Below are 16,565 nucleotides of genomic sequence, written 5' to 3'. Positions count from 1 at the left end.
CTTTGCGAAAAGGTCGTGCATAATAGCGGCTGTCCTATGTCTTATATAAGACTTAGTCGTAAGGCAACATACGACGTTTGTGGCCGCCGGATCGATGTTTGACGGAGTATGATCCTCGATCTGTTCACCACCATAGGCGCGTGGCCCGGACAGCCGATGTTTTTTTAGTAGTAGAACTCCAAACCCTCCCGCACATCGAGGAACCAGCGTATGAGCAGTGATCAGACCATCATCTATACCCTAACCGACGAGGCGCCCCTGCTGGCCACCCACGCCTTCCTGCCCATCGTCGAGACGTTTGCCAAACCCGCCGGCATCCGCATCGAAGAGAGCGACATCTCCGTCGCGGCGCGTATCCTGGCGGTCTTCGCCGACCGCCTGTCGCCGGACCAGCGCGTGCCGGACACGCTGTCGGAACTCGGCAAGAAGACGCTGCAGCCGGACGCCAACATCATCAAGCTGCCGAACATCTCGGCATCGGTGGGCCAGCTGCAGGCAGCCATCAAGGAACTCCAGGGCAAGGGCTACAACCTCCCGGACTACCCGGCCGATCCGAAGACGGACGAAGAAAAAGAGATCAAGGCCCGCTACGGCAAGTGCATCGGCTCGTCCGTGAACCCGGTCCTGCGCGAAGGTAACTCGGACCGCCGCGCGCCGAAGGCCGTCAAGGAATACGCCCGCAAGAACCCCCACTCGATGGGCGAATGGTCGCAGGCATCGCGCACGCACGTGTCGCACATGACCCACGGTGACTTCTACCACGGCGAAAAGTCGATGACGCTCGACCGCGCGCGCGACGTCAAGATGGAACTGATCACCAAGAGCGGCGAGACCATCGTGCTGAAGCCGAAGGTCTCCCTGCTGGACGGCGAGATCATCGACTCGATGTTCATGAGCCGCAAGGCCCTGCTCGAGTTCTACGAACAGCAGATCGAAGACGCGCACAAGACCGGCGTGATGTTCTCGCTGCACGTGAAGGCGACCATGATGAAGGTGTCGCACCCGATCGTGTTCGGCCACGCGGTCCGCACCTTCTACAAGGAAGCCTTCGAGAAGCACGGCGAACTGCTGAACAGCCTGGGCGTGAACGTCAACAACGGCATGGCCGACCTGTACAACAAGATCGCCAAGCTGCCGGATTCGCAGCGCGAAGAAATCATCCGCGACATCCACGCCTGCCAGGAACACCGCCCGGCGCTGGCGATGGTCGACTCGGCCAAGGGCATCACCAACTTCCACTCGCCGAACGACGTGATCGTCGATGCATCGATGCCGGCGATGATCCGCGCCGGCGGCAAGATGTACGGCGCCGACGGCCGCCTGAAGGAAGTCAAGGCCGTGATCCCGGAATCGACGTTCGCCCGCATCTACCAGGAGATCATCAACTTCTGCAAATGGCATGGCGCCTTCGACCCGCGCACGATGGGCACCGTCCCGAACGTCGGCCTGATGGCCCAGCAGGCCGAGGAATACGGTTCGCACGACAAGACCTTCGAAGTGCAGGAAGACGGCGTCGCCAACATCACCGACCTGGCAACGGGCGAAGTGCTGCTGTCGCAGAACGTCGAGAAGGGCGACATCTGGCGCATGTGCCAGGTGAAGGACGCGCCGATCCGCGACTGGGTCAAGCTGGCCGTCACCCGCGCCCGCAACTCCGGCATGCCGGCCGTGTTCTGGCTGGACCCGTACCGTCCGCACGAGAATGAACTGATCAAGAAGGTCAAGACGTACCTGAAGGATCACGACACGGAAGGCCTGGACATCCAGATCATGTCGCAGGTGCGCGCGATGCGCTTCACGCTGGAGCGTGCCTTCCGCGGCCTGGACACCATCTCGGTGACCGGCAACATCCTGCGCGACTACCTGACCGACCTGTTCCCGATCCTGGAACTGGGCACCAGCGCCAAGATGCTGTCGATCGTCCCGCTGATGGCCGGCGGCGGCATGTACGAGACGGGCGCCGGCGGTTCGGCACCGAAGCACGTGCAGCAGCTGACCGAGGAAAACCACCTGCGCTGGGACTCGCTGGGCGAATTCCTCGCGCTGGCCGTGAGCCTCGAAGACCTGGGCCTGAAGACCGGCAACGCGAAAGCCAAGCTGCTGGCCAAGACGCTGGACGCCGCCACCGGCAAGCTGCTGGACAACCGCAAGTCGCCGTCGCCGAAGACCGGTGAACTCGACAACCGCGGCAGCCAGTTCTACCTGTCGATGTTCTGGGCGCAGGAACTGGCACAGCAGACGGAAGACGCCGAGCTGGCCGCGTACTTCGCGCCGCTGGCCAAGCAACTGGCCGAGAACGAGCAGAAGATCGTGTCCGAACTGATCGAGATCCAGGGCAAGCCGGTCGACATCGGCGGCTACTACAAGCCGGACAATGCCAAGGTCAAGGCCGTGATGCGTCCGAGCGCGACCTTCAACAAGGCACTGGAAAGCGTCGGCGCCTGATAGCGTCCTGCACCCGGTAGTCCTCTGAAAAACCCCGGTTCCGCATCCTGCGGGCCGGGGTTTTGTTTTTTCCGGCTTTTTAATTGGTCAAGCCACTTTCAATTCTGGTCTAAAAATATTTCAACTGGTCCGACCAATTTAGATAACCTCGTGCTAACATTTCCCGACCTGGCGGCCCGGCATCCGGCCAGGCACCGCCATGGCTCATCGGGAATAACAATGAAAACGACTACAATCTTGGAGACCCTGGTCCTGGCAGCCCTTGCCAGCGGCCAGGCACAGGCAGCACCGCTTTCCCTGCAAGACGCCCACATTACCGCCACCTACAACGGCAGCGCGGCCGACGTCCTCGGACTCGACCACCTGTTCGCCCAGGAACCCGGCTGCAACACCAGCACGCTCGACCCGACCGACAGCGGCGTCGAATTCCTCACGGCCGACTTCCTGTTCGGCTTCGATTTCGCCAAGGACGGCACGCTCACGATCTACGAGAACATGCCCGTCCCCACCGGCGACTACAAGCTGACCTTCGACTTCGGCGCGACGCTGCCCGCCGCCATCACGCGCTTCACGCTGCTGGACGGCAGCGCGGTCGACGGTGTGCCCGGCCTGAGTGTCGTCGACGGCCACACCATCGCCGTCGACCTGGGCGGGCTCGCGTGGCATGGCGACTACGGTTCGATCACGGCGCAGATCGGCGCCGCGGACGTCCCCGAACCCGCGGTCCCTGCCCTGCTGCTGGCCGGCGCCGCCGGTCTCGCATTCAGCCGCCGCCGCGCCTGAGCCGCCCTCTGCCAAGGAGACATCCATGAGATACGCACGTATCGGGGCGGCGCTCGCGCTCGCCGCGCTCTGCCTTACCGTCAATGGCGCCACCGCCGCCACGGATCCGGCCCGCGCCACCGCGCCGCTCGACGGCTGGGCGAGCCAGGGGGGCGGCACCGTCGCCGGCGCCAATGCCGCCACCGACCAGATCTACACCGTGACGAACCGCGCGCAGCTGCTCGCGGCCATCGCCAACGGCGGCACGACGCCCAAGATCATCAAGCTGTCCGGCCTCGTCGACATGACGGAAGGCCGGCCGTACACGAGTACCGCCGACCAGTCCGCGCGCGGCGCGATCCGCCTCAAGAACAACACGACCCTGATCGGCGACGGCGCCAATTCCGGCCTGGTCAACGGCCACATCATCCTGTCGAACGTCAGCCAGATCATCATCCGCAACCTCAAGATCCAGAACCCGTGCGACGTCGCCCCCGTGTGGGACCCGACCGACGGCTCGACCGGCAACTGGAACGCGGCCTATGACGCCATCGGCATCTCGGGCTCGGACCACGTGTGGATCGACCACAACTCGTTCACCGACGCGCCGGTCACGGACAACTTCCTGCCCATCGAGAACGGCCACGTGAAGCAGTGCCACGACGGCGCCGTCGACATCACCAACGCGTCCGACTACGTGACGGTGTCGTACAACGTGTTCGGTGAACACGACAAGAACAACCTGATCGGCTCGAGCGCTTCGGCCACGGCGGACGAGGGCAAGCTGCGCGTCACCTTCAGCAACAACGTGTTCCGCGCGATCCAGTCGCGCGCGCCGCGCGTGCGCTTCGGCCAGGTCCACCTCTTCAACAACTACTACACGGGCAGCAAGACGGCCGACGTGTACAAGAACAGCTACAGCGTGGGCCCCGGCGCGAATGCGAAGATCCTATCGAACGCGAACGTGTTCGAGATCGCGGGCGCGAGCGGCTGCGACAGCGTGGTCAGGAATCCGGGCGACGCCACGGCCGGCACCTTCAAGGACACCGGCTCGCTGCTGAACGGCGCGGCGCTGGGGGCATGCGCCGTGTCCAGCGCGACGACGTGGACCCCGCCTTACGCCTACACGCCGCGCCCGGCCGCCCTCGTGAAAGCGAACGCACTGGCGCAGGCGGGCGGCGGCAAGCTAACGACGGCGATCACCGGCACAGGTAACACCACCATCGACACGGGGCCCACGCTGAACTGCCCCGCCAGCGGCCTGTACTTCTGCGACGATTTCCAGTCCGGCAGCGCGGCAAAATGGAACCTGCTCCCCGTGGCCGGTCCGAACGGCACCTTCGGCGTGACGGAAGAAGCGGCCGGCAGCGCCAGCAAGGTGCTGCAGTACACGGCCGCGACGACGGGCGGCGTGCTTGCGCTCGTGAAGCCGGACGCCTTTACCGGCGTCCCTTCAGCCGACTATTACGTGGAAGCGCGCATCCGCCCGATGGCCAACGGCACGACGGGCAACAAGCAGCTTTACCTCGTCGCGCGCTACGTCGATGCGGCCAACTGGTATGGCGCGGGCCTGAACGTCCAGAACAGCACGACGAGCACGCAGGTCGAGATCGCGCGCATGCTGAACGGGACGCTCAGCCGCCCGAAACAGGTCAAGATGCCGATCGCGATGGATGCCCAGTTCTACACGGTCCGCTTCGAAATGATCGGCACCACGCTCACCGTCTACCTGGACGGGAAGAACCTCGGCAGCGTGACCGATGCGTCGTTCGCGCAGCGCGGCCTGATCGGCCTGTACACGGCCAATAAATCGTTCCAGGTCGACGACGTGCGCGTGGGCGACCCGCGCCAGAAACCCGTGCAGCTGACGCTCGATCCGGCCGCGACGGCCTACACGGCCGAAGCGGGCGATGCGCCGCTCACGATCGCCGTCACCGCCGTCACGGCGGACGGCACCGCCGACAGTTTTACCGTCGCGTCCAGCAATCCGGCCGTCGTCGGCGCGAGCGCGAACGGCAACACCGTCACCCTGACGCCGCTGTCCGCCGGCACCGCCAGCATCATGTTCACGAGCGGCTCCGACCCAAGCCTCACGCGCACGATCGCGGCGACCATCGGCGCGCAATTCGTCCAGCCCACGCAGACGTACGCGCTTGCGGGCGCCAGCAGCCCGGCCGCGCAGGCGGGCGCGGTGAACGTCGACACGGTGTTGAAACTGACGTTCGACAGTCCGCCCACGCTGGGCGCAAACGGCAGCATCCGCATCTTCCGCAAGGCCGACGATGCCCTGGTCGACGTGATCCGCACGAACGGCGAGACGGATGCCCTCGGCTACCCGGGCCAGGCGCTCGTGCGGCGCGTGAACACGGCGCCGATCCGCATCGACGGCAACACGGTGCGCATCGCGCCGCACTCGGGCAAGCTCGCCTACGGCACCGAATACTATGTCGCGATCGCCGACGGCGTGTTCACCGACACGACGCTGGGCGGCCTGCCGTTCGTCGGCATCGGCAAGCTTGGCGGCTGGTCGTTCACGACGAAGGCGGCTCCGCCGGCCGCGGGCACGATCACCGTCGACGACGACGGCACGGCCGACTTCCGCACCGTGCAGGGCGCGCTGAACTACGCGATGCAGAATTTCGCGAAGACGGCGCCCGTGACGATCGCCGTGAAGAACGGCACCTACGACGAGCTGCTGTACCTGAACGGCAAGGACAACGTCACGATCAAGGGCGAGAGCCGCGACGGCGCCGTGATCCGCTACACAAACAACGAGACGCTGAACCCGGGCACCGGGTCGAGCCAGTCGCCGACGGTGGCCGGTTCGCCCGCGGGCGGACGGGCCGTGATGCTGGTCGAGAACGCGGACATGCTGGTGCTCGACACGCTCACGATCGACAACACGACGATCCGTTCGGCCGCGATCTCGGGCCAGGCGGAGACGCTGTACTTCAACAGCGACACGCGCCTCGTCGCGAAGCACGCGAACTTCACGAGCGAACAGGACACGCTGAACCTGAAGGGCTGGGCGTGGTTCTACGACACGCTCGTCGCGGGCAACGTCGACTTCATCTGGGGCAGCAGCCACGCGGCCCTGTTCGAGAACAGCGAGATCCGCAGCGTGGGCGACAGCGCCAACGCATCGAGCGGCGGCTACGTGCTGCAGGCGCGCGTGCCCGTGGCGACGGACATCGGCTACGTCTTCCTGAACAGCGTGCTGACACACGGCCCCGGTCCCGGCCCGAACCACGGCGACGTGCCGGCCGGCGCGACGTATCTGGCGCGCAGTCCGGGCACGACGAGCACGTGGGACAACGTCGCCTTCGTGAACTGCAGGATGGACGTGCACGTGGCGCCGGCCGGCTGGGCGGGCCAGGGTGTCAATAACCAGCCGGCGCCGAATCCGGCCGTGGCGAGCGCGGACGCGGGCTGGCGCGAGTACGGCAGCACGACGCTGGCCGGCACGCCGCTCGACCTGCGCACGCGCGTGGGCGGCTACGTGCTGTCCGATGCCGACGTGGCGAACCGTTTCGCGACGCGTGCCAGGGTCTTTGCGGCTTACGGCGGCGGCGCGGGGTGGGCTCCGCAGCCGTGATCAGGGCAAGCCCTGCACGTAGCCCTCTTTCGGATAATCGATGACGTAGTCGACGTCGAAACGGGCCGTCTCGTTCGGCTTCAGGGTCCGCGTCCAGCCGACCAGTCCGCGCCGCTGCTCCCAGTCGCGGACGTCCGGCTCCGGACGCAGGGCCGTCTTGACGGTCACCTTGTCCGATTCGCTGACGGGCGTGGGTTCGAGCACGAGCACGTCGATCGGCTGGCGATGGGTGCTCGTCACGACATACGTCTGCGCGATGCGGCGCTGGTTGGCGCCGTTGAAGAAGCCCGCCTGGCCCGACTTGCGGTCGCGCTCCTCGACCTTCACGCGCACGAGCGGGTCGCGTCCGAACGCCAGGCGGAAGCGCTCGCCCGCCTGCGGATCCCAGCGCAGCGCGCCGACATAGGTGCCGTCGCGCTGCAGCTGCACCTGGCCGGGCAGCCAGACGCCGTCGGGCCGCGCCGCCTGCGCCGTCAGGACCGCCGCGTCATGGCCGCTCCTCGGCGCGACGAGGACGCGCTGCTCCGCCTTCAAGGTCTGGCGCGACAGGCTGACGGCGATCTCGCGGCCGTCCGACGCCAGCGTGACGCGGGCCGGCACCTCGAATTCGGTCGTGAAATTCCCCTGCGATTCCAGGATGGGGGCGATGTAATCGTCCGCGTCGGCGGCGGGCGGTGGCGGTGGCGCCGCGGGCGCCGGTGCGGGCATGGCGCGGAACATGGCAGTGGTGGGGGCGACGATTTTCTCGGTGGGCGGCTGGTAGTCCAGCAGCCACGGCAACGGATCGGGCGCGGCCACGACGAGGCTCGGCTGGCCGGTCGACAGGCGCAGCTTCACATTGGTCCAGTCCTCGCCCGTCTTTTGCGAAATGGTCGCCATCCGTTCCAGGTCGAGGGTGGACGCGCTGGAATCCAGCGCGGCGCGGTACGCCGGCTTCCAGCCCGCGCGCTCGACCTGGTAAGTCAGCACGATCTTCCCGCCCTGGCGGGCCGCCACCTGCACCGTGATCGTCCGGCCGGCACGCGCGCCGGCGCGCGCCTGCGCGAGCTCGCGCTGCGCGGCGTCGAGCTGCTTCGTCAACGCGCGCTTCTTCGTCTCGTCGTTGCGCACGCGCTCGAGCGCATCGAAGGCGCCCTTGCGGATCGCGTCCAGCGTGCCGGCCAGGTTCTTCGCATCGACCGGCGCGGGCTTGTCGCCGCCCGTGCCCAGCTTCTCGAGATAGCCTTGCACGATCTGGGCCGACTTGATGTCCGCATCGATCGCGGCAACCTGGTCCTGCAGCGCCTGCACCTTCGCCTCGAGATCCGCCTCGCGCGCGCTCGGGCTGTCGGCCCGCGCCTGGTCGCGCGTGACGACCTGCCCGACCTGGATGCCGGCATCGGCCTGCAGCCGGACGGTGTCCTTGTCGAAGTTGGCGGGCAGGCCCGTGATCTCGACCTGCGTCGCGCCGGCCGCCACCTGCGCGACGCGCTCCACCGTGGCGCTGCCGGGGTACAAGGTGACGCTCTGGATCGGGGCTTCTACCGCTGCCACGGACGAGAGGGCGAATGCCAGCCCCAGTGGCCATGCCTGCTTGAATTCCATGCTTCTGCTATCGATTACGTGTGCAAATGTGCACAGCATACTCTTCCTGCCCCGAGCCGTCTCGCTGACCGTGCTCGTGCCTGACAGGCGTCACTTCCCCGCCTCCCGCCGGCATCAGGCCGGCGGGAGTGCCACGCGTTACCGCCTGGCTCGCCTCGGGTAGCGCCGTGCGCGCCGCGAGGGCGCCGGTGGCGAGCCGTTGCAGGTTGATGGCCGCGTTCACGTCGCGGTCGTGCCGCGCGCCGCAACCGGCGCAGGTCCACGCCCGCTCGCCCAACGCCAGCTCCGCGTTGCGGGTACCGCAGCCCGAACACAGTTTGCTGGACGGATACCAGCGGTCGGCCAGCACGATGTGCGTACCGTAGCGCCCGGACTTGTACGTCAGCTGGCGCCGGAATTCGTAAAAGCCGACGTCGGAGATCGCACGCGCCAGTCGCGCGTTGGCCAGCATGCCGCGCACGTTCAGGTCTTCGATCGCCAGCGCCTGATTCTCGCGGCACAGCCGGGTCGTGAGCTTATGCGTGAAATCCCGGCGCACGCGCGCGATGCGCGCCTGCAGCCGCGCCAGCGCCAGCGCGCCCTTAGTCCGGTTCTTCGACGCCGGCAGGCGCGTGCCCTTGACTATGCGTCCGACGATCCCGGCCGCGGCCTTGGCCGCCTCCAGCTTGCGCGACTGCCGGCGCGAGCGGATGCGCAGGCGCCGCAGCGCCGCCTTCAACGGCCGTGGCGCCGCGATCTTCTCGCCACTGGACAGCGTGGCCGCGCTGGTCACGCCCAGGTCGACACCGGTGACGGCGTCACCCGTGCGACGCCGCCGGGCCAGGTGGTCCGGCACGTCGACCTGAACCGCCAGATACCAGTGGCCGGCTTCGCGCGAGACACTCGCGCCCATGATCTTGCCGGCCCAGCGCAGCGCTTCGCGTAGCACGACGCGGCCCACCTTCGGCAGCACGGCGCTGCGCCCCTCGAGTCGGAACTTGTCGTTCGCGAGGTAGAAACTCTCGGCCGAGCGGCCCTTCTTCTTGAAGCGGGGTGCGTGCGCCGACTGGCCGGCGCGGCGCTGCTCGAAGTAACGGCTCCACGCCTTCGCGAGATTGGCGAATGGCTGGGCGTGCGCGTCGCGGTGGATGGCACGCAGCCACGGCTTGCCGTCGGCGTCGAGCCAGTCGGGATCCGAATATTTGATGTGATTGAACGCCTTCTTGAGCGCCATCGCGTTTGGCCGCAAGCCGCAGGCTGCCTGACGGTTCCACTCGGCGAGCGCCCAGTTCCAGACCCGGCGGGCGGTGCCGGCCGCGCGCGCAAAATAGTCGCGCTGCTCCGCTGTCGCGTCAATCCTGATCCGGTGCGCCAGCAGCATGGCTGCTCTCCGGAGCCGCGCGCAACTGGCGGCAGTAGATGCGCAGGCCATGCAGTCTGCTTGAGAAGCAATCCACGTAGCGGCGCCGGTTTTTGGTGGTGCGGGCAGCCGGGACAAACCGATCTTCGCGCTCGCACCGCTGCAGCGAATTGACCGTGATTCCCAGCAGCTTGACAGCCTCGCCCGTGCGCATTCTGTTTCCATGATCACGATTGGACACATTCACTCATGTTTAGTTCGACTAGAGTCGTACTCCTTCGGGATTGAACCCGTCGAGCTTGGCAAATGGCGCTGTCGAAAAAGCCGCGAAATGTAACGATGTCAATCATCATCTTACGACAACGTTGTTGTTGTACAATTTCTTTTGCGACAAGTCGCACACCTCACTCTCCGGGAGATCACACCATGTTTCGTAAATGCTTTGCCGAGTTCCTCGGCACGTTCTGGCTCGTGCTGGGCGGCTGCGGCAGCGCCGTGCTGGCCGCCAAATTCGCCGACGTCGGCATCGGCCTGGCGGGCGTCTCGCTCGCCTTCGGCCTGACCGTGCTGACGGGCGCCTATGCGTTCGGCCCCGTCTCGGGCGGCCATTTCAATCCGGCCGTCACGGTCGGCCTGTGGGCGGGCGGCCGCTTCCCCGCGCGCAATATCGTGCCGTACGTCGTCGTGCAGGTATGCGGGGCGATCGCCGCGGCAGCCGTCCTGTATGCGATCGCGAGCGGCAAGCCGGGCTTCGACCTCGCGGGCGGCTTCGCCTCGAACGGCTACGGCGAGCACTCGCCGGGCGGCTACTCGCTCGGCGCGGCCCTCGTCACCGAACTCGTGATGACGTTCATGTTCGTGCTGATCATCCTCGGCGCGACGCATACGCGTGCGCCCGTGGGCTTCGCCGGTCTCGCGATCGGGCTGGCGCTGACGCTCATCCACCTCGTCAGCATCCCCGTCACCAACACGTCCGTCAACCCGGCCCGCAGCACGGGGCAGGCGCTGTTCGTCGGCGGCTGGGCGCTCGCGCAACTGTGGCTGTTCTGGCTCGCGCCGCTCGTGGGCGGCGTATTGGCCGGCGCGGTGTACCGTGCCGTGCTGGAACGCGACGAGGGCGAGCCGGCGGTGACGGGCCGTCCGACCCGTCAATAAACACCACCGTTCAGCGGACGGCGCCCCGTCGCACGACGACGCCGTCCTTCATCACGAACACCGGCCGCTCGGTCACCGTGATGTCGGCGATGGGATTGCCGGGAACGGCCACCACGTCCGCCAGCTTGCCCGCTTCCAGCGTGCCGACACGGTCGATGGTGCCCAGCAGGCGGGCCGCGTTGGACGTACCGGCCAGCAGCGACTGCGCCGGGCTCAAGCCATTCTCGACCATGTAGCGGAATTCGCGCGCATTCGTGCCGTGCGCGCCGACGCCGGCGTCCGTGCCGAGCGCGATCGGCACGCCGATCTGCACGGCGTGGCGGAACGTCTGGCGCAGGTGCGCCGCGGCGGCGCGGCCCTTCTCCGCGATCACGGGCGGGAACGTCGCGATCTTTTCCTCGACGTGCGCGATGGCGGAGATCGTCGGCACGAGGTACACGCCCTTCGCCTTCATCGCGCGCAGCGTGTCGTCCTCGATGAAGCTGCCGTGCTCGATCGAGTCGACGCCGGCCGCCACCGCCATCTTCGCCGCCTTGTCGCCATGCGCATGCGCCGCGACCTTGCGGCCCCACGCGTGCGACTCGCCGATCACGGCATTCATCTCGTCCTGCGACAGCTCGGGCGCATCGACGGGATCCGACAGCGACAGCACGCCGCCCGACGGCATGAACTTGATGACGTTGGCGCCGTACTTGATCTGGTAGCGCACCGCGGCGCGGCACTCTTCCGGCCCGTTGCACACGCCCTGCAGCGGCCCGGCCAGCGGCAGTTTATGCGGCGGGATCGGGTCCTGGTCCGCATGGCCGCCGGTGGAGCCGACCGCATAGTTCGACACGAGCATGCGCGGCCCCGGCACCTTGCCCGCGTCGATGGCGTTGCGCAGGCCAAGCGCGACCCAGTCCGTCGACCCGACGTCGCGCACGGACGTGAAGCCCGCTTCCAGCGTGATGCGCGCGTAATAGGCGCCGTACAGCGCCTGCTCCGCCGGGAAGCGCATCATGTTGTCGAAGAAGTCGCCGTACCAGTTGTCGCTGCCCTGGCCGGACAGGTGCACGTGCGCGTCGATGAAGCCCGGCAGCAGGGTCGCGTCGCCCAGGTCGATGACCTCGGCGCCGGCCGGCACATCCGCCTTGTCGGCTTGTGCGATGCGGACGATCTTGTTGCCGACGATGGTCAACTGGGGACGCTCGACGAGCTTGCCGCTGGCGCCGTCGAACATGCGCGCGGCGCGCAGGACGACCGTGTGCGGCGTCGAGGGTGTGGCGTCGGCCGCGCAGGCATTGGAGGCCAGGAGGGCGAGGACAGCGGTGAGGATGCGGGTTGGTGTTGTCATTGTGGGCAGCTCATCGGTAGGAAAGCGCCGATGTTACGCCCAGGGACTCCCATTAACAACGTGATCGCATGCCGCACCGCGGCATGTCACGCCTGCTTGCGACGGCGGCGGATGAAGGCGATGGCGCCGGCACCCAGGCCGAACGTCGCGATGCTGACCGGTTCCGGCACGGCGTTCAGCTGGTCGGTGCCGCCTTTGTCATTGCAAAAAGGAATCTTTGTTGTATATTTCCCACCTAGCATCAATACGACGCGACGCGAGCCATCATCCATGACGCCACGCTGCCAATCGGTTGCCGCGAACTTCCTGATGGGTGCAGGCATCCTGCCCCTGGCCCTGTACATCGCGTGGGTCGCCGCCTTCCTGATCACGACGGTGCCCGGCCAGCCGCCCCGCGTCCCGATCATCGATCCGATCGGCATGGTGGGCCTCGGCATGGTCGTGTACTTCGGCTCGTTCATCGCCGCCGGGTTGGGCATCGTGTGGTCGTGGCTGTTGGCGCGCGCCTATCCGGAGCGGCGCACGCTCCGGGCACTGGTCCTGCCCGTCATCGTCATCCTGGTGCTGGTGCTGCCGTTTGTCTTTCCGTGATCAATCCAGTCCACCCCGCCGCGCCGCGTGCTTGCCCAGCGCCGCCAGATCGAGATCGGCGTCACCCTGCGCGACGGCATCCTGCAAGGTCGACTTCAAGGTCGCGCCGAATGCCAGCGGCAAGCCCTTGCCCTGCCCCGCCTCCACCGCGAGGCGCACGTCCTTCAGACCCAGCGCCAGCCTGAATCCCGCCGGAGAATAGCGCTCCTCGGCGATCATCCCGCCATAGCCCTTGTACACGGGCGAGCCGGCGAACAGCGTGCTTGTGACGAGGTCGATGAAATCCGCGGCCGGTACGCCGTGGGCACGCGCCAGCGCGGCGCCCTCGCCCGTCGCTTCGATCGCGCAGGCGAGCATCAGGTTGCACGCGAGCTTGATCGCATTCGCCTGTTCCGGCTCGCTGCCGAAGCGCCACGTCTTTTGTCCCATCAGGTCGAACAGGGGCTGCACGCGCGCGATCAATTCGTCGCTGCCGCCGGCGAGGATGTTCAGCTTGCCCGCTTGCGCGACGTCCACGCGGCCCAGCACCGGCGCGGCGACGTAGCCCACGCCGCGCTCGACGTGCTGCGCCGCCATCTCGCGCGCGAACGCGACGGAGACAGTGGCCATGTTGACGTGGATGCTGCCGGGCGCCATCGCGGCCAGCACGCCGCCGTCCAGCAGCACGGCGCGCGTCGCGTCATCGTCCGCGAGCATGGTGAAGACGACGTCGGCGATGCCGCACTCGGCGGGCGTCGCGGCCGGCTTCGCGCCGAGCGCCGCCAGCGCCTGCACGGGTGCGGGGCTGCGGTTCCAGACGTGGACGGGCTGGCCGGACTTCAGCAGGTTGGCGGCCATGTGGTGGCCCATGCCGCCCAGGCCGATGAATGCGATGCTCATGCGTGTTCCTTTGTTCGAGTGTCTGCCCACCTGTGGGCCAAACGGGTATTAGACCAGCAATCCGCTGCGAACTGTGTTCCGAACGTTGTTATCGTTAACTTGATATAACTTAAATATCCATACGAAACGTAACGTGCGCGCCGATATGGCCTCCATAATCCGAAAGTTTTTTGCTCGAACAAATATCTCGCGTCCTTGCGAGACACGGTACCGGCGCGCGCTGTCGTGAGGCTGAGGTTGTCGCCGGTTAATGATGTTCACTCATGAAGGGGTACCGATGAAAATCAGTTCTAGAGAAGAGTTTACGGGCATCCGACACATCCTCGCGACACTGTTCCTGGCGAGCACCGCCGCGCTGCCGGGTCATGGCGCGGCGCAGGTCACCGGTTTCACGCATCCGGGCACGCCGCTCACCGTGTCCGATCTCGCGACGCTCAAGTCCTACGTCGACCAGGGCAGGCAGCCATGGAAGTCCGGCTATGACCAATTGAAGGCCGATGGCAAATCGCAGTCCACCTACGTCATGGCGGGTCCATTCGCGACCGTGAGCCGCAGCCCCGACGTGAATCTCTGGCCATGGCGTAACGACATGATCGCCGTCTGGAATCTGTCGCGGATGTGGTATTTCACCGGCAACGACGCCTACGCAAAGAAAGCGCACGATATCCTGATCGCGTGGGCGACCAACCAGACGGCGTTCTCGGGCAGCGAGTCGATGCTCGACCTGGGCGACTACGCTTACCGGTTCGTGGGCGGCGCGGACATCCTGCGCGGCACCTGGTCGGGTTGGACGGCCAGCGACACGGCCACGGTCAAGGCATACTTCGCCAATATCCTGATTCCGGCATCGAACCCTTACGGCGAAAACATGTTCGGCGCCGCCAACAAGGGCGCGCTGGCCCTGAACGCGCTCGGATTGATGGCCATCTTCAACGACGACACCGCGTTGCTGGACCGGGTCGTCGCCCAGACGCGCACCCTGGCCCACATCGGCCTGCGCAGTTCCAACGACATCGGCATGCTCGGCGATTCCCTGCGCGACCAGGGCCACGCCCATGGCCAGCTGTTGTCGCTGTCCATGCTCGCCGAAGCGCTGTGGAAACAGGGCATCGACGTCTATGCCGATCTCGACGAGCGCCTGCTGGCGGCAGGCGAATATTTTGCACGCGTGAACGAACTCGCGCCGACGCCGTTCCTCCCGTTCGGCACCACCGACGCCTACTACATCGCCGACGACACCAACCGCGGATGGGGCGGCGGGAATATCGCGCTCAATGTGATCCATGGCGCCTACGCTGTCCGCAAGGGCAGGCCGGCCCCCTACATCGCGCAGCGGCGCCTCTGGATGCCGGTGGACAGCACCAGCTTCATGTTCATGAAGGAGGTCGACACCTCGACGGCCGCGCCCGCGCCGGCGCTCGCCATTCCCGCGACCGTCTCGATCACTTCGGGCTTGAATGATATCGATATCGGAAACAGCACCCCGGCCGGCACGTCGTCGTACGCCAACGGCACCTGGACCGTGAAGGGCGCAGGCGCCGACAGCTGGGGCACGGCCGATGGCGGCCACTTCGCCTACAAGGCCCTGACCGGCGACGGCGCGATCATCGCGAAAGTCGAGACGATCCAGAACACCAGCCCGTACGCCAAGGCGGGCGTGATGATGCGCACCGGCCTGGCCCAGGGAGCGGCGCGCGCCACGATGCTCGTGACGAACCAGGTCAAGGTCGAACAGAACATGCCGAACCTTGCTGTCTACGGCGGCACGAACTATGGCAACAAGGCCCTGCCCATCGCGAACACCGTGCCCTCTTACTGGGTGAAGCTCGAGCGCATCGGTAACATGATCACTGGCTACGTGTCTCCCGACGGGACCAACTGGGCCGCGACCGACGTCGGCCGTATCGACGGCACGCTGCCCGCCACGATCTATGCCGGCCTGGCGGTCGTCTCGCATGCCAACGGCACGCTGAACACCTCCACCTTCAGCAACGTCCAGGTCACGGGCGGCAACGGTGGCGCGCCGGGCGTCATTCCGGCCGCGCCCGCCACGCTGCTGGCCGAGCCGGGCGACGGGGCCGTTCCGCTGCGCTGGCAGCAGTCCTTCGGTGCCACCAGCTACACGGTCAAGCGCGCCACGTTCAGCGGTGGTCCCTACACGACCATCGCATCGGGCGTCACGGACGGCAGCTACACGGATAATTCGGTGAGCAACGGCATGACCTACTACTACACCGTCACCGCGGCCAACACCGCCGGCACGAGCGCGAATTCTCCCGAGGACAGCGTCACGCCGGTGCATCCGCTGACGAACGTGGCCACCGGCGGCAGCGCCACCGACGGCGCCAGCAACGCGGCCAACGCCGGCCTGGCCTTCGACAGGAACTCGGCGACGAAATGGCTCTACGGGGCCCCGACCGGGTGGCTGAAATACGACCTTGGCCACACGGAGACAGTCCTGCGCTATACGGTCATCAGCGCCAGCGACGTGGCCCCGCGCGATCCGAAGGACTGGCAATTCCAGGGCTCCAACGACGGCACCACGTGGACGACGCTCGACGCGCAAAGCAACCAGGTGTTCGCCAACCGTCTCCAGCCGAAAAGCTACCCGGTCGCGGGCGGAGGCGCGTATCGCTGGTACCGCATCAACATCACGGCCAATAATGGCGATACCGCCTCGACGGCGCTCTCGGAGCTCGGGCTGTTTGCCGCGAAGCCGTAATGGACCCGACACCCGATTGATGTGACAGAAACCGGGACACGCAGTCCTGGTTTCGCCATCGCCTTGATATCTTTCCAAAAAACCTCCAATACTTATGCAATGACGATGACGTTTTACCAACATTGCTGCACAGCGTGATATAAATACCGTCCCTTCAAGC

General features: G+C 66.5%; 12 protein-coding genes. 6 read left to right on the top strand and 6 right to left on the bottom strand.

What is annotated here, in order from left to right; translation table 11 throughout:
• The first annotated feature begins 210 nt into the window (after positions 1 to 210).
• The 3 genes from ASD28_RS17570 (at position 211) to ASD28_RS17560 (ending at position 6,802) form a co-directional block, all read left to right on the top strand.
• Entirely contained in the window at positions 211 to 2,445 is a 2,235-nt protein-coding gene (locus ASD28_RS17570; RefSeq protein WP_056130720.1) for an NADP-dependent isocitrate dehydrogenase, read from the top strand.
• Positions 2,446 to 2,682: 237 nt separating this feature from the next.
• Positions 2,683 to 3,228 (top strand): PEP-CTERM sorting domain-containing protein, encoded by a 546-nt coding sequence (locus ASD28_RS17565; protein WP_056130717.1) that lies wholly within the window; start codon positions 2,683 to 2,685, stop codon positions 3,226 to 3,228.
• A gap of 25 nt (positions 3,229 to 3,253) precedes the next feature.
• Complete coding sequence (locus ASD28_RS17560; protein ID WP_056130713.1) at positions 3,254 to 6,802, top strand: pectinesterase family protein; 3,549 nt, start codon at positions 3,254 to 3,256, stop codon at positions 6,800 to 6,802.
• Here ASD28_RS17560 and ASD28_RS17555 read toward each other — a convergent pair whose 3' ends face one another.
• Genes ASD28_RS17555 through ASD28_RS31210 form a run of 3 tightly spaced genes read right to left on the bottom strand, consistent with a single transcriptional unit; the run spans position 6,803 to position 9,939 of the window.
• On the bottom strand, positions 6,803 to 8,386 hold the full coding sequence (locus ASD28_RS17555; protein WP_056130711.1) for a DUF4139 domain-containing protein: 1,584 nt from the start codon (positions 8,384 to 8,386) through the stop codon (positions 6,803 to 6,805). It abuts the gene before it with no gap.
• Positions 8,387 to 8,393: 7 nt separating this feature from the next.
• Positions 8,394 to 9,746 (bottom strand): RNA-guided endonuclease TnpB family protein, encoded by a 1,353-nt coding sequence (locus tag ASD28_RS17550; protein WP_056130708.1) that lies wholly within the window; start codon positions 9,744 to 9,746, stop codon positions 8,394 to 8,396.
• Entirely contained in the window at positions 9,718 to 9,939 is a 222-nt protein-coding gene (locus ASD28_RS31210; RefSeq protein WP_082577141.1) for a MerR family DNA-binding transcriptional regulator, read from the bottom strand. The genes ASD28_RS17550 and ASD28_RS31210 overlap by 29 nt, the downstream gene beginning before the upstream one ends.
• 212 nt (positions 9,940 to 10,151) lie before the next feature.
• On the opposite strand from ASD28_RS31210, the gene aqpZ reads away from it, so the two are divergent.
• On the top strand, positions 10,152 to 10,880 hold the full coding sequence (aqpZ, locus tag ASD28_RS17545; RefSeq protein WP_056130704.1) for an aquaporin Z: 729 nt from the start codon (positions 10,152 to 10,154) through the stop codon (positions 10,878 to 10,880).
• Positions 10,881 to 10,890: 10 nt separating this feature from the next.
• Here the strand turns inward: aqpZ and ASD28_RS17540 are convergent, their stop codons facing one another.
• Together ASD28_RS17540 and ASD28_RS32300 are read right to left on the bottom strand one after the other, a co-directional pair.
• Positions 10,891 to 12,213: an amidohydrolase family protein gene (locus ASD28_RS17540; protein ID WP_056130701.1), complete on the bottom strand. Its 1,323-nt coding sequence runs from the start codon at positions 12,211 to 12,213 to the stop codon at positions 10,891 to 10,893.
• An 86-nt stretch (positions 12,214 to 12,299) separates the two neighbouring features.
• Complete coding sequence (locus tag ASD28_RS32300) at positions 12,300 to 12,485, bottom strand: PEP-CTERM sorting domain-containing protein (RefSeq protein WP_056130698.1); 186 nt, start codon at positions 12,483 to 12,485, stop codon at positions 12,300 to 12,302.
• On the opposite strand from ASD28_RS32300, the gene ASD28_RS32295 reads away from it, so the two are divergent.
• The gene (locus ASD28_RS32295; protein ID WP_056130695.1) at positions 12,484 to 12,804 is read left to right on the top strand and encodes a hypothetical protein; all 321 of its coding nucleotides are present in this window, start codon (positions 12,484 to 12,486) and stop codon (positions 12,802 to 12,804) included. The two genes, ASD28_RS32300 and ASD28_RS32295, sit on opposite strands and share 2 nt — an antisense overlap.
• On the opposite strand, the gene ASD28_RS17525 is transcribed toward ASD28_RS32295, so the two are convergent.
• On the bottom strand, positions 12,805 to 13,683 hold the full coding sequence (locus ASD28_RS17525; protein ID WP_056130693.1) for an NAD(P)-dependent oxidoreductase: 879 nt from the start codon (positions 13,681 to 13,683) through the stop codon (positions 12,805 to 12,807).
• A 277-nt stretch (positions 13,684 to 13,960) separates the two neighbouring features.
• Between ASD28_RS17525 and ASD28_RS17520 the strand changes: the two genes are divergently transcribed.
• Positions 13,961 to 16,405, top strand: coding sequence for an alginate lyase family protein (locus tag ASD28_RS17520; protein ID WP_229412037.1), 2,445 nt, complete (start codon positions 13,961 to 13,963; stop codon positions 16,403 to 16,405).
• Positions 16,406 to 16,565 lie beyond the last annotated feature (160 nt).

This window comes from Massilia sp. Root133, from assembly GCF_001426525.1.
GTDB lineage: Bacteria > Pseudomonadota > Gammaproteobacteria > Burkholderiales > Burkholderiaceae_D > Telluria > Telluria orientalis.
Note: the sequence above shows the minus strand (reverse complement) of the source record. Positions and strands in the feature narration are given on the sequence as shown.